Annotated in this window: 15 protein-coding genes; 9 read left to right on the top strand and 6 right to left on the bottom strand. The window is 68.1% G+C overall.

Going from position 1 to position 13077, the window contains the following annotated elements; translation table 11 throughout:
- Positions 1–36: 36 nt before the first annotated feature.
- The gene (gene ruvB / locus B128_RS0103695; RefSeq protein ID WP_018110927.1) at positions 37–1005 is read right to left on the bottom strand and encodes a Holliday junction branch migration DNA helicase RuvB; all 969 of its coding nucleotides are present in this window, start codon (positions 1003–1005) and stop codon (positions 37–39) included.
- Positions 1006–1029: 24 nt separating this feature from the next.
- Here ruvB and panB point away from each other — a divergent pair, with 24 nt between their 5' ends.
- From panB to B128_RS0103670, 5 genes are all read left to right on the top strand, one after another.
- Positions 1030–1815 (top strand): 3-methyl-2-oxobutanoate hydroxymethyltransferase, encoded by a 786-nt coding sequence (gene panB, locus B128_RS0103690; RefSeq protein ID WP_018110926.1) that lies wholly within the window; start codon positions 1030–1032, stop codon positions 1813–1815.
- Between the two features lie 90 nt (positions 1816–1905).
- Positions 1906–3099, top strand: a complete 1194-nt coding sequence (locus B128_RS0103685) for an ATP-binding protein (RefSeq protein ID WP_018110925.1) — start codon at positions 1906–1908, stop codon at positions 3097–3099.
- 5 nt (positions 3100–3104) lie between these two features.
- Entirely contained in the window at positions 3105–4043 is a 939-nt protein-coding gene (locus B128_RS0103680; RefSeq protein ID WP_018110924.1) for an RluA family pseudouridine synthase, read from the top strand.
- On the top strand, positions 4040–4909 hold the full coding sequence (locus tag B128_RS0103675) for a DNA-methyltransferase (RefSeq protein ID WP_018110923.1): 870 nt from the start codon (positions 4040–4042) through the stop codon (positions 4907–4909). Before B128_RS0103680 ends, B128_RS0103675 begins: the two co-directional genes overlap by 4 nt.
- Positions 4910–4913: 4 nt before the next feature.
- A complete protein-coding gene (locus B128_RS0103670) occupies positions 4914–5567 on the top strand; it encodes a hypothetical protein (protein WP_026174997.1) in 654 nt (217 codons plus the stop codon).
- On the opposite strand, the gene lysN is transcribed toward B128_RS0103670, so the two are convergent.
- The 4 genes from lysN to acpP all read right to left on the bottom strand — a co-directional run bounded on the left by lysN (position 5564) and on the right by acpP (position 9456).
- Positions 5564–6757 carry a 2-aminoadipate transaminase gene (lysN, locus tag B128_RS0103665; protein WP_018110921.1) on the bottom strand — a complete coding sequence of 398 codons (1194 nt, stop codon included), beginning with the start codon at positions 6755–6757 and terminating at the stop codon, positions 5564–5566. The genes B128_RS0103670 and lysN overlap by 4 nt on opposite strands.
- A gap of 30 nt (positions 6758–6787) precedes the next feature.
- Complete coding sequence (locus B128_RS0103660) at positions 6788–7918, bottom strand: deoxyguanosinetriphosphate triphosphohydrolase (protein WP_018110920.1); 1131 nt, start codon at positions 7916–7918, stop codon at positions 6788–6790.
- Positions 7919–9145: a beta-ketoacyl-ACP synthase II gene (gene fabF, locus B128_RS0103655; RefSeq protein ID WP_026174996.1), complete on the bottom strand. Its 1227-nt coding sequence runs from the start codon at positions 9143–9145 to the stop codon at positions 7919–7921. It lies immediately after the preceding gene.
- A gap of 68 nt (positions 9146–9213) precedes the next feature.
- Entirely contained in the window at positions 9214–9456 is a 243-nt protein-coding gene (acpP, locus tag B128_RS0103650) for an acyl carrier protein (protein ID WP_018110918.1), read from the bottom strand.
- 91 nt (positions 9457–9547) lie between these two features.
- On the opposite strand from acpP, the gene B128_RS0103645 reads away from it, so the two are divergent.
- Genes B128_RS0103645 through B128_RS0103630 form a run of 4 tightly spaced genes read left to right on the top strand, consistent with a single transcriptional unit; the run spans position 9548 to position 12668 of the window.
- The gene (locus tag B128_RS0103645; RefSeq protein ID WP_018110917.1) at positions 9548–10288 is read left to right on the top strand and encodes a metal ABC transporter ATP-binding protein; all 741 of its coding nucleotides are present in this window, start codon (positions 9548–9550) and stop codon (positions 10286–10288) included.
- Positions 10281–11087 (top strand): metal ABC transporter permease, encoded by an 807-nt coding sequence (locus B128_RS0103640; protein ID WP_018110916.1) that lies wholly within the window; start codon positions 10281–10283, stop codon positions 11085–11087. Before B128_RS0103645 ends, B128_RS0103640 begins: the two co-directional genes overlap by 8 nt.
- Before the next feature lie 15 nt (positions 11088–11102).
- Positions 11103–11549 (top strand): RrF2 family transcriptional regulator, encoded by a 447-nt coding sequence (locus B128_RS0103635; RefSeq protein WP_018110915.1) that lies wholly within the window; start codon positions 11103–11105, stop codon positions 11547–11549.
- Entirely contained in the window at positions 11550–12668 is a 1119-nt protein-coding gene (locus B128_RS0103630; protein WP_018110914.1) for a cysteine desulfurase family protein, read from the top strand.
- Between the two features lie 2 nt (positions 12669–12670).
- Here B128_RS0103630 and B128_RS12220 read toward each other — a convergent pair.
- A partial coding sequence (locus tag B128_RS12220; protein ID WP_040683563.1) for an AMP-binding enzyme occupies positions 12671–13077 on the bottom strand: 407 nt, incomplete at its 5' end.

The raw sequence follows: 13077 nt of genomic DNA, 5'->3' as shown, positions 1-13077 counted from the left end.
TTCTCCGGACCCGCCCTTCCCCTGGCAAGCCTGGGCCTAGAGGAGGGGCTCCACCGGGGGTGGGTAGCCCAGGTGGCGGTAGGCCCGCTCCGTGGCCACCCGCCCCCGGGGGGTGCGCTTGAGGAGGCCCTGCTGGATGAGGTAGGGCTCGTGGACTTCTTCCAGGGTCCCCGGGTCCTCCGCCAGGGCGGTGGCCAGGGTCTGCAGGCCCACGGGCCCGCCCCCAAAGCGGCCGATCAGGACCTCCAGGATCTCCCGGTCCCGTCTTTCCAACCCCAGCTCGTCCAGGCCCAGGGCCAAAAGGGCCTCCCGGGCCCTTGCCTCGGTGATCACCCCTTCCCCCGCCACCTGGGCGAAGTCCCGCACCCGGCGGAAGAGCCTTTTGGCGATGCGCATGGTCCCCCGGGAGCGGCGGGCGATCTCCAGGGCGGCCTCCTCGGTGATCTCCACCCCCAGAAGCCTGGCGTCCCGCTTCACCCCCTGGGCCAGCTCCTCCAGGGTGTAGAACTCCAGGTGCTCCACGATGCCAAAGCGGCTCCTTAGGGGGGCGGTGATGAGGCCGGGACGGGTGGTGGCCCCGATCAGGGTGAAGCGGGGGAGCTCCAGGCGGATGGTGCGGGCCGCCGGCCCCTGGCCGATGACGATGTCCATCTTGAAGTCCTCCATGGCCGGGTAGAGGTGCTCCTCCGCCTGGCGGGAGAGGCGGTGGATCTCGTCAATGAAGAGGATGTCCCCCTCCTCCAGGGAGTTGGCCAGGATGGCGGCCAGGTCCCCGGGCTTCTCAATGGCCGGCCCCGAGGTGACCCGGAGGTTTACCCCCAGTTCAAAGGCGATCACGTGGGCCAGGGTGGTCTTGCCCAGGCCCGGGGGGCCGAAGAGGAGGAGGTGCTCCAGTGGCTCTCCCCGGGCCTTGGCGGCCTCGAGGTACACCCGGAGCTTTCCTTTGAGCTTCTCCTGGCCGATGTACTCGTCCAGGGTCTTGGGCCTTAGGGCGAGGTCCTCCACGCCCTTTCATGATAGCCTTTTCCCGTGCGGCGCACGGTAAAGGACTTTCGCCAAGCCAAAGGCCAGCGGCTCGTCTACCTCACCGCCTACGATTACCCCACCGCCCGCCTGGCCGAGAAGGCCGGGGTGGACGCCATCTTGGTGGGGGACTCCTTGGGCATGGTGGTCCTGGGCTACCCCTCCACGGTGCCCGTGACCCTGGAGGAGATGCTCCACCACACCAAGGCCGCCCGGCGGGGCGCCCCCAACACCTTCCTGGTGGCCGACCTGCCCTACCTGGCCTACGCCACCCTAGACCGGGCCCTCCTGGCCTCCGAGCGGCTTCTGAAGGAGGGAGGGGCCGATGCCGTGAAGCTGGAGGGGGGAGAGGAGGTAGCGGAGATCGTCCAGGGCCTCACCCGGGCCGGGGTGCCGGTCCTGGGCCACGTGGGCCTCACCCCCCAGACGGCCAGCCAGCTTGGGGGCTACCGCCTCCAGGGCAAGCGCCCTGAGGAGGCGGAGCGCATCCTCCGGGGGGCCTTGGCCCTCGAGGCCGCCGGGGCCTACGGGGTGGTGCTGGAGATGGTGCCTGCCCTCCTGGCCAAGGAGATCACCGAGCGGCTTTCCGTGCACACCGTGGGAATCGGCGCCGGACCCCACACGGACGCCCAGGTCCTGGTCTTCCACGACGTGGTGGGGCTTTACGGGGAGTTCAAGCCCCGGTTCGTCAAGCGCTACCTGGAGGGGGAGGGGCTCTTCCTGCAGGCCCTGGGCCAGTACGTGCGGGAGGTGCGGGAGGGGGCCTTCCCCGGGGAGGAACACAGCTTTTAGCCCTCTTGCCGCAGAAAATCTGCGAGATGCTCGCAGATTTTCTGCGGCAAACCCGTTTATTTTCCGCGGATTAGATGCTAGCCTGGAGGCATGTATCCCCGCTTTCTTGCCTCCAGGCTACGGGAGGCCCTCCAGGATAACCCCGTGGTCTTTCTGGCAGGCGCCCGCCAGGTGGGCAAGAGCACCCTGGTGCAACGCCTCGGCTACGGGGTTTACCGGACCTTTGACGACCCCCTGGTTCTGGGGGCGGCCCTGGCCGACCCTCTGGCCTTTCTCAAGGCCCAAGAGGGGCCTTTGGTACTGGACGAGGTGCAAAGGGCCCCTGGCCTTCTGCTGGCCATCAAGCGACTGGTGGACGAGGACCGGCGGCCTGGCCGTTTTCTCCTCACGGGTTCGGCCAACGTCCTCGTCCTCCCCCAGGCGGGGGAAACCCTGGTGGGCCGCATGGAGGTCTTGGTGCTCTGGCCCCTCTCCCAAGGGGAGGTGGAGGGAACCCAAGAGGGGTTTCTGGACCTCCTTTTTGCCCCCCGCTTTCCTACTGCCTGGCGAACGGAGCCTGTGGACCTGGGGGCCTTAGTGGCCAGGGGAGGGTATCCCGAGGCCGTGCGTCGGGAGGGCAGGCGGCGGCTTGCCTGGTTCCGCTCCTACCTCAAACTCCTCTTGGAAAGGGATGTGCGTGATTTGGCTCGCATCCATCGTCTCCTGGAAGTACCCAGGATTCTGGAGTTTTTGGCCCTGCGTCTGGGAAGTCCCTTAAACCAGTCGGAGGTGGCTCGCGGCGCCGGGCTTCCCCTTTCCACCCTTCGGGACTATCTGGCGCTTCTGGAGGCCCTTTTCCTTTTGGTTCGGTTGCCTGCCTGGACCCCGGGCCTGGAGGGCCGCCTGGTCAAGGCGCCCAAGGCCTTTTTGGTGGACTCCGGCCTGGCGGCCAGTTTAGTGGGGGTGCGGGAGAACACCCTTGGCCCTTTGCTGGAAAACTTTGTGGTCATGGAGCTCATCAAGGCCTCTGGGTGGAGCCAGGTAGTCCCCGCCTTTTACCACTTCCGTACCCACCAGGGCCAGGAGGTGGACCTGGTCCTGGAGTGGGAAGGGCAGGTGGTGGGGGTGGAGATCAAGGCGGCCCGTACCCTGGGCCTGCGGGACTTTGCCGGCCTGAGGGCCCTTAGGTCCTTGGCGGGGGAGCGCTTTCTCCGGGGAGTGGTGCTTTACGGGGGGGAGGAGCTTCTGGCCGTGGAGGATGGGCTTTATGCCGTGCCCATCCCTGCCCTCTGGCGCCTACAATAGGGGGCGTGGTGCGCTTTCGCGCCGAAGGGGTACGCCTGGACCAGGCGGTGGCCGAGGCCTGCGGCGTCAGCCGCGCCCGGGCCCAGGAGTGGATCGCCCGGGGCCGGGTTCGGGTGGGGGAGAGGGTGGTGGCCAAGCCGGCCTACCGCCTCAAGGGGGAGGAGGTCCTGGTGGAGCCCCTGGAGGAGCGCCCCCTGGTCCTCCCCCAGGAGCTTCCCATCCCCGTGCTCTACGAGGACGAGGACCTCCTGGTCCTCAACAAGCCCCCGGGCCTCCTCACCCATCCCGCCCCCGGGGTCTATACGGGCACGGTGGTGAACCTCCTCCTGGCCCGCTACTTCCCCCAGGAGGTCCAGGAGGCCGACCGCCCCGAAGGGGTGCGCCCCGGCATCGTCCACCGCCTGGACAAGGACACCAGCGGGGTCCTGGTGGTGGCCAAGCATGGGGGGGCCCTCGAGGCCCTGGCCCGCGCCTTCCGCGACCGCCTGGTGATGAAGCGCTACCTGGCCATCACCGAGGGCCATCCCCGGGAGGGGACCCTGGTGGCCCCCATCGGCCGCCATCCGGTGGAACGGCACAAGATGCACGTGGGAGGGGTGGCCCCCCGGTATGCGGAGACGGACTTCCGCATCCTGGCCACCGCCGGCCCCTACGCCCTGGTGGAGGCCCGGCCCCACACCGGCCGCACCCACCAGATCCGGGTCCACCTCAAGTACCTCAGGGCTCCCATCCTGGGGGACGAGCTCTATGGCCGGGGAAGCCCCCACATCCCCCGCCAGGCCCTCCACGCCTACGAGCTCCGCCTGCCCCATCCCCGCACGGGCCGTATCCTGGAGTTCACGGCTCCCGTACCCCAGGACATGGTCCGGGCCTGGGAGGCCGTGGGGGGAGGGTGGCCTGAGGGAGTAGTTGGCGAAGAGCTTGAGTATACTAAGCCCCAATGAGCTTGCCCACCGAGCTTCTTGCTTCAGAAGCAACTTTAGAGGCGGTTTCCCCACCTTCCTACCGCCTCCTGGTGGGGGATGCCCGGGAAGCCCTGGCTTCCTTGCCCGAGGCCTCGGTCCACCTGGTCCTCACCTCTCCCCCCTACTGGAACCTGAAGCGGTACGAGGACGTGCCGGGCCAGCTCGGGAACCTGGAGGACTACGAGGCCTTCCTGGACGAGCTGGACCGGGTGTGGCGGGAGGTGTACCGGGTGCTGGTGCCTGGGGGGCGGCTCATCGTGGTGGTGGGGGATGTGGCCGTGGCCCGGAAGCGCTTTGGCCGGCACCTGGTCTTTCCCCTCCATGCGGACATCCAGGTGCGTTGCCGCCGGATTGGGTTTGACAACCTGAACCCCATCCTCTGGCACAAGCACACCAACGCCTCCTTGGAGGCCGACCGCCCCGGCTTTTTCCTGGGCAGGCCCTACCAGCCCGGGGCCATCATCAAGACCGAGGTGGAGTACATCCTCATGCAACGCAAACCCGGGGGGTACCGGAAGCCCACCCCGGCGCAACAGGAGGCCTCCCGCATCCCAAAGGAACTTTTTGGGCGCTGGTTCCGCCAGATTTGGGACGACATCCCCGGGGAAAGCACCAAAGCCCACCCTGCCCCCTTCCCCCTGGAGCTGGCCGAGCGCCTGGTGCGCATGTTCAGTTTTGTGGGGGACACGGTCCTGGACCCCTTTGCCGGCACGGGGACTACCCTGGTGGCTGCCGCCCGCTGGGGGCGCAGGGCCCTCGGGATTGAGCTGGTGCCCCAATATGCGGAGCTGGCCAGGGATCGGTTTGCAAGGGAAGTGCCGGGAAAACACCTGTCTTTGGAGTGAGGGCATGCGAACTCCAGATTTGGCTGAGGAGCTGGAAGCCGTTTTGCAAAAGGTCCTCAGCGCTTCTTCTAAGGACAGCAGTCGGCAGAGTCCCCTTGCTGGCTACCTTATAAGGAGGCTACGGGAAAAGCTTCCGCCCCACCTCCATGCCCACCTACGACAGGAAGTAGCGGTGCCCGGTCTTGCTCGGGAAAAGCGTTGGGATATCGGCCTTGTCTATCCGGAAGAACCCAGAAAACCTAGACTTTTGCTGTCCCTAAAGTCCATTTTAGCCAATCCTGCTGGCTCATGGCCTAACCGTTTAGACGACTTGGTGGGAGAGGTGTCCTCCATACAGATGCGCTTCCCTGAGGTGGTGGTGGGCTACGTGGCGATTTTGGATCGGGGAGCGCTCACCAAAAAACGCCGCAAGATTTCGCCGACCGGCGGGTATGATTTCTTTTCCTTTAAAAAGGGTCTTAATAATCTTGCCCAAAGGCGCCCACCCCTTTGGTTTCCAGGTCTGATAGAAGCCTTCTGGGTTTTGGAGATAGACTCTCGCACCCCGGGGTCCACGTTGCTTTTGGACCCCGGGGCCACTGTAGAGGAGGGCGAAAAATTTCTAGATACTTTGGTGCAGCAGTTGCGGGAGAGGGAGCCCCTGCTGTTTGGCGGCTAAGCCGGGGCTAGAAGCCCCTTGAGGGCCCGCCCGAGGCGCCTCATCCCCTCGGCGATCCGTCCGGGGTCCAAGGTGGCGTAGGAAAGCCGCAGGGTGTTCTCCCCGCCCCCGTTGGCGAAGAAGGGGGCTCCCGGCACGAAGGCCACCTCCTCAGCGATGGCCCGCTGGAAGAGGGCCTCGGCGGAAAGCCCATTGGGAAGCTCCATCCAGACGAACATCCCCCCTTTCGGCCGGGTGTAGCGTACCCCCTCGGGCATCTCCCGGGCTAGGGCTTCCAGCATGGCCATGGCCTTGGCCTTGTAGGTGGCGCGGATGCGCTCCAGGCGCTCGGCAAACCCCTCCTTGACCAGCTCGTGCACCAGGATCTGGTTGAGGACGGGGGTGTGGAGGTCCACCCCCTGCTTGGCCTGGGTGAGCTTGAGGATGGCCTCGGGATGAGCGGCCACGAAGGCCACCCGGAGCCCCGGGGCCAGCACCTTGGAGAAGCTGCTGAGGTAGATGACCCCGGGGTAGCCGGCTTCCCGGGCCAGTTCAAAGAGGCTGGGGAGGCGGGCCTCGCCGAAGTAGAGCTCCCGGTAGGCGTCGTCCTCCACCACCACCAGGCCCTGGGCCATGACCACTTCCAGGAGCCGCTTCCGGGCCGCCAGGGGCATGAGCCCCCCGGAGGGGTTCTGGAAGGAGGGGATGAGGTAGAGGAAGCGGGGCCTCTCCCGCCTGAGGGTCTCTTCCAGGACTTCCAGGTCGGGGCCCTCCTCCCCGGCGGGCACCGTGAGGAAGCGGGGCCCGTAGGCCCGGAAGGCCTGGATGGCCCCCATGTAGCTGGGGGCCTCGAGGAGCACCGGGCTCCCCTCGTCCAGGAAGACCTTGCCCAGGAGGTCCAGGGCCTGCTGGCTGCCGGTGGTGATGAGGACCTCCTCCACCTTTACCCCCAGCCACTCCGCCACCCAGGCCCTAAGGGGCAGGTAGCCTTCGGTGGGGCCGTACTGCAGGGCCACCTCGCCCTTTTCCCGCAGGATCTCCGCCGCCTTTTGCGCCGCCTCCTCCTTGGGGAAAAGCTCGGGGGCAGGGAGCCCCCCGGCGAAGCTCAGCACCCCGGGGCGCTGGGTGAGCTTGAGGAGCTCCCGGATGGTGGAGGCCTGGATGCGGCCCGCCCGCTCGCCAAAAAGGGTAGTCCAGTCCAGGGTTTTCACCTGTCCATTCTACCCCTAAGCCCGGGGGGCTTAAGGGAAGAGCTGGCGGTAGGCTTCCAGGGCGAAGCGGTCGGTCATGCCCGCCAGGTAGTCGCACACCGCCCGCTCCAGGCCCTCCTCGGGGATGCGGGCCTGGACCTCCCTGGGGAGGATCTCCGGGTGCCGGGTGTAGGCGGCGAAGAGCCCCTCCAGCACCGCCTCCGCCCGCCGCCTTTCCCGAAGCACCTGGGGGTGGCGGTAAAGCCTTTCCTTGAGGAAGGCCTTCAGTTCCCCGTGGGCCTTCTCTCCCTGGGGGGTGAGGGCGGCCAGGCGCTCGGGGTGCTGGCGCACGGCCTGGGCGCTATCCACCCCTGCGGCCGCCACCTTGGCGTGGGTGGCCTCTATGGCCTCGGTGATGAGGTAGCCCAGGAGCTGGCGCACCAGGATGCGCCGGGATAGCTCGTCCAGCCGGGAGAGGTCCAGGCCCTCGGCCTTGCTCAGCTCCTGCAGGAGGGGGACCTCGGAAAGCTCTTCCGGCCGCAAAAGGCCGCTACGGAGGCCATCGTCCAGGTCGTGGGCCGCGTAGGCGATGGCGTCGGAGAGGTCCACCACCTGGGCCTCGAGGGTGCCCTGGCCCGGGTACTCAGGCCGGAAGCCCGTGGGGTAGGCGGCCTCGTGGGTGGCGATGCCCTCCAGCACCTCGTAGGTGAGGTTGAGGCCGCGGAAGCCGGGGTAGCGCACCTCCAGCTGGGTCAAAAGGCGCAGGGCCTGGGCGTTGTGCTCAAAGCCCCCGTGCTCCCGCATGAGCTCGTGGAGCACCTTCTCCCCGGTGTGGCCGAAGGGGGGGTGGCCCAGGTCGTGGGAGAGGGCGATGGCCTCGGTGAGGTCCTCGTTGAGGCCCAGGGCCCGGGCGATGGAGCGGGACACCTGGGCCACCTCCAGGGTGTGGGTGAGCCGGGTGCGGTAGTAGTCCCCGGCCCAGTTGGGGAAGACCTGGGTCTTGTACTCCAGGCGGCGGAAGGCCGTGGTGTGCAGGATGCGGTCCCGGTCCTTCTGGTAGGGGGTGCGGAACCGGGACTCCCCTTCGGGGTACTGGCGTCCCTGGGTGTCCTTCCCCTTCTGGGCATAGGGGGCCAGGCGCTCTGCCTCCAGTTCCAGAAGCCGTTCCCTGGGGTAGAGCATCTACACCCGCTTGAAGAGGAGGACGGCGTTCTGCCCGCCGAAGGCGAAGGAGTTGGAAAGGGCGTACTCCACCCGGGCCTCCCGGGGCTCGGGCACGAAGTCCAGGTCCAGCTCGGGGTCGGGGTCCTCCAGGTTGATGGTGGGGGGGATGACCCCGTGGTAAAGGGCCTGCACCGTGGCGATGGCCTCAATCCCCCCTGCCGCCCCCAGGAGGTGGCCGGTCATGCTCTTGGTGCTGGAGACCATGAGCCGCTTGGCGTGGGGGCCGAAAACCTGCTTGATGGCCAGGACCTCGGCCCGGTCCCCCACGGGGGTGGAGGTGCCGTGGGCGTTGATGTAGCCCACCTGCTCGGGGCTCACCCGGGCGTCCTGGAGGGCGCGGGCCATGGCCAAGGCCGCCCCCTTCCCCTCGGGGTGGGGCTCGGTGATGTGGTGGGCGTCGGCGCTGCGGCCAAAGCCCACCAGCTCCGCGTAGATGCGGGCCCCCCGGCGCTTGGCGTGCTCGTACTCCTCCAGGACCAGAACCCCCGCCCCTTCCCCCATGACGAACCCGTCCCGGGAGCGGGTGAAGGGGCGGCTGGCCTTCTCGGGTTCCTCGTTGCGGGTGGAAAGGGCCCGCATCACCCCGAAGGCCCCGATGGCCATGGGGGTGATGGCGGCCTCCGTGCCCCCGGCCAGCACCACGTCGGCCTCCCCCAGCTGAATCATGCGGAGGGCGCTTCCCAGGGCATCGGAGCCCGTGGCGCAGGCGGTGACCACGGTGGAGGAGGGCCCCAGGAAGCCGTAGCGCATGGCGATGTGGGCCGAGGCCATGTTGGCGATCATCATGGGGATGAAGAAGGGGCTGATGCGGTTGGCCCCCCGTTCCAGGAAGACCTTGCTCTGGGCCTCCCAGGTCTCCATGCCCCCGATGCCCGTGCCCACCAGGGTGCCCACGCGCTCGGGGTCCAGCTTGCCTAGCTCCAGACCCGCGTCCTTCAGGGCCAGCTCAGCGGCGATGAGGGCGTACTGGACGAAGCGGTCCAGCCGCCTCAGTTCCTTCTTGTCCAGGTAGTCCTCGGGGTTGACGTCCACCTCGGCGGCGATGCGCACGGGCAGGGCCGAGGCGTCAAAGCGGGTGATGGGGCGTACCCCGCTTTTGCCCGCCAGCTGGGCCTGGTGGTAGGCCTCGGCCCCGATGCCGATGGGCGTTAGGGGTCCAAGGCCGGTCACGACCACGCGTCGCATGGCGCCAGTATACCGCCTTACCAAGAGAAGAGCGGGGCCCAGGAGCCCCGCTCTTTGCTGGGGAGCTCTTAGCCCAGCTTCCCCTTGATGTAGGCCACCGCGTCTTTGACGGTGCGGATCTTCTCCGCCTCCTCGTCGGAGATTTCCAGGCCGAACTCGTCCTCCAGGCCCATGATGAGCTCCACCGTGTCCAGGGAGTCCGCCCCCAGGTCCTCAATGAAGCGGGCCTCGAGGGTAATCTTCTCCGGTTCCACCGAGAGCTTGTCCGCGATAACCGCCTTGACCTTTTCAAAGATTTCCTGCTCGCTCATGGGAAACCTCCCGGGGGGGATTTTATCACGGGGGTGGTGCAGGGGAGGCCGGGGCTTGACGGGATATTTGAGAATGCAGTAGCGTTTTCCTGTGCTGGCCCTCGAGGTCCAACGCCTTTCCGTGCGCTTCGGGGAGTTCCAGGCCCTGGAGGAGGTATCCCTGGAGGTGCCGGAAGGGGCCTTCGTGGCCATCGTGGGGCCCAACGGGGCGGGGAAGAGCACCCTTTTAAAGGCCCTCCTTGGCCTGGTCCCCTTCCGGGGGGAGGTGCGGGTTCACGGCCAGCCCCTGGAGAAGGCCGACCCCCTCTGGTTTGGCTACGTGCCCCAGATCAAGACCTTTGACCGCACCTTTCCCGCCCTGGCCCTGGAGCTGGTGGCCACGGGGTTGCGCCGGCGCTGGCCCTTTCGCCTATCCCCCAGGGAGCGGGCCCAGGCCCTGGAGGCCCTGGAGCGGGTGGGGGCTTCGGCCCTGGCCCACCGCCCCCTGGGGCGGCTTTCCGGGGGGCAGCTCCAGCGGGTCTACCTGGCCCGGGCCCTGGTCCGCCGGCCCCGCCTCCTCCTCCTGGACGAGCCCGCCACCGGGGTGGACCGGGTGGGGGAGGTGGACCTCTACCGCTACCTGGAGGCCTACCAGGCGGAGGCGGGGGCCACGGTGCTCATGATCACCCACGACTGGGAGGCGGCCCACCACGCCAGCCACGTCCTGGTCCTGAACCGCAAGGTGGTGGGGTTTGGCCCTCCGGAGAAGGCCTTAAGCGAGGAGTGCCTGCGCCAGGCCTTCGGCCACCTGGGCCACGCCCACGACCTCTACGTGGGGGGTGGCCATGCTTGAGGCCCTGGCCTACCCCTTCTTCCAGCGGGCCCTCCTGGCGGGGTTTCTGGTGAGCCTCCTCTCTGGCCTATTGTCCCCCTTCGTGGTGCAGAGGCGGCTTTCCTTCCTGGGGGACGGGCTGGCCCACGCCGCCTTCGCCGGGGTGGCCCTGGGGCTTTTCCTCCGGGGGGAGCCCCTCTACTTTGCCCTGCCCTTCACCTTCCTGGTGGCCCTGGCCATCACCTTCGTTCGGGAGCGCACCGAGCTTTCCGAGGACACGGCCATCGGGGTCTTCTTCGCCCTTTCCGTGGCCCTGGGGGCGGTCTTCCTGGCCAAGGCCCGCGGGTACACGGGGGACGCCATGGGCTACCTCTTCGGCTCCCTCCTGGCCGTGGGGCCTCAGGACCTTGGGGCCATCGCCCTCCTCCTCCTCTTCGCCCTCCTCCTCCTTCCCCTCTGGGGGCCCCTGGCCTACGCCACCTTTGACCGGGAGCTGGCCCTGGCCGACCGCCTGCCCGTGGTCCGGCACGACTACCTGCTCTCGGGCTTCCTGGCCGTAAGCCTGGTGCTGGCGGTGAAGGTGGTGGGCGTTTTGCTGGTGGCGGCCTTTCTGGTCATCCCGGGGGCCACGGCCCGGCTTCTCGCCCGCACCTTTGCCGGCCTTACCCTCTGGGCCCTCTTCCTGGCCAGCCTCTCCACGGGCCTTGGCCTTTGGCTCTCCTTCCTCCTGGACTGGCCCAGCGGGGCCAGCATCGTGCTCCTCCAGGCCCTCCTCTTCGGTCTGGCCTTCACAAAAACCCTATTCCCAGGCGGCAATTAGGGGTATATTGGGAGCATGTGGGTTTCCACGAAGGCCCAGTACGGCCTGCGCGCCCTGGTGGAGATCGGCCTGCGGGCTCCCGAGGCCGTGCCCCTCAAGGAGGTGGCCGAGGCCCAGGGCATCAGCCAGCATTACCTGGAGCAGATTGCCGCCCAGCTCCGCCGCACCGGCTTCATCCGTTCCGTGCGCGGGGCCAAGGGGGGGTACCGCCTGGCCCGGCCCCCGGAGCGCATCACCGCCTTGGAGGTGGTGGAGGCCTTGGAGGGGAGCCTGGCCCCTGTTTCCTGCCTCGAGGACCCCGAGAGCTGCGCCAAGGTGGGGCAGTGCTCCACGGAGCTTCTCTGGAAGCGGGTGGACCTGGCCATGCGCCAGGTGCTGGGGGGCACCACGCTGAAGGACCTGATTGAGGAAAGGAAGCTCATTGAGGCCAAGCGCCTTATTCAGCTGGAGGCAGCCGGTTAAATGATCTACCTGGACTACGCGGCCACTACCCCTCTGGACCCCGAGGTGCGGGAGGCCATGCGGGGGGTGGAGGAGGTCTTCGGCAACCCCAGCAGCATCCACCGCTTCGGCCAGGAGGCGCGGCGGGTGCTGGAGGGGGCCAGGGAAAAGGTGGCGGCCCTCTTGGGGGCGCGGCCCCGGGAGGTGGTCTTCACCGCCTCGGGTTCCGAGGCCGACGCCCTGGCCCTCATGGGGGTGGCCCTGGCCCGGGGGAAGGGCCACGTGGTGAGCACGGAGGTGGAGCACGCCGCGGTCCTGGGGGCCCTGCGCCTCCTGGAGCGCCTGGGCTTTGCCGTGACCCGGCTCAAGCCCGACCGCCACGGCCTGGTCTACCCCGAGCAGGTGGCCAAGGCCCTGCGCCCCGATACCTTCCTGGTCAGCGTCATGACCGCCAACAACGAGCTTGGCACCCTCTACCCCGTGAGGGAGATGGCGGAGGTAGCCCACCGGCACGGGGCCCTCTTCCACACGGATGCCGTGCAGGCGGTAGGGCAGGTCCCCTTCCGCATGGACGCGGTGGGGGCGGACCTTGTCTCCTTAAGCGCCCACAAGTTCTACGGCCCCAAGGGAATCGGGGCCCTCCTGGTGCGCCACGGGGTGGACCTCATGCCCCTGGTGCCGGGGAAGGGGGAGGGAGGGAGGCGGGGGGGCACCTTAAGCCCCCTCCTGGCCCACGGCATGGCGGTGGCCCTGGAGAAGGCCCTGAGGGTGCTTCCGGAGGAGAGCGCGCGGCTTTTGGCCCTCAGGCGCCGCCTGGAGGAGGGGCTTATGGCCGTGGAGGGGGTGGAGCTTAACGGCCATCCCGAGCACCGCCTTCCCAAGCTGGTCAACGTGACCGTGAAGGAGGCGGACGGGGAGGCCCTCCTCTTGGCCATGGACCTCCTGGGGGTGGCCGTCTCCTCGGGGTCGGCCTGCTCCGCGGGGAGCCTCGAGCCCTCCCACGTCCTCCTGGCCATCGGCCGCTCTCCGGAGGAGGCCCGGGCCTCCTTGCGCTTCTCCCTGGGCCGCTTCACCACCCCGGCCGAGGTGGAGGAGGCGGTGGCGGCCTTCCGGGAGGCGGTGCGCCGGGCCCGGGCGTAGGCCTAGCCCTTCTTTAAGAACTCCTCCCGTAGCTCCCGGCGCAGGATCTTTCCCACGCTGGACTTGGGGAGGCTTTCGCGGAACTGGATGATGCGGGGGACCTTGTAGGCGGCCAGGTTTTCCCGGCAGAAGGCCTCNANGTCCTTTTCNCTCACCTTGCCGCGGTACTCCTCCTTGAGGACGAGGAAGGCGGCCACGGTTTCTCCGCGGTAGGGGTCGGGGACGCCCACCACGGCGGCTTCCTGGACGGCGGGGTGGGCGTAGAGGACCTCTTCCACCTCGCGGGGGTAGATGTTGTAGCCGCCGGCGATGATCATGTCCTTTTTGCGGTCCACGATGTAGAAGTAGCCGTCGGGGTCCATTTTGGCCAGGTCGCCGGTGAAGAGCCAGCCGTCCTTGAGGGCGCGCC

This window comes from Thermus igniterrae ATCC 700962 (assembly GCF_000376265.1).
GTDB classification, from domain to species: domain Bacteria; phylum Deinococcota; class Deinococci; order Deinococcales; family Thermaceae; genus Thermus; species Thermus igniterrae.
This window is presented reverse-complemented; position numbering and strand designations above follow the sequence as displayed.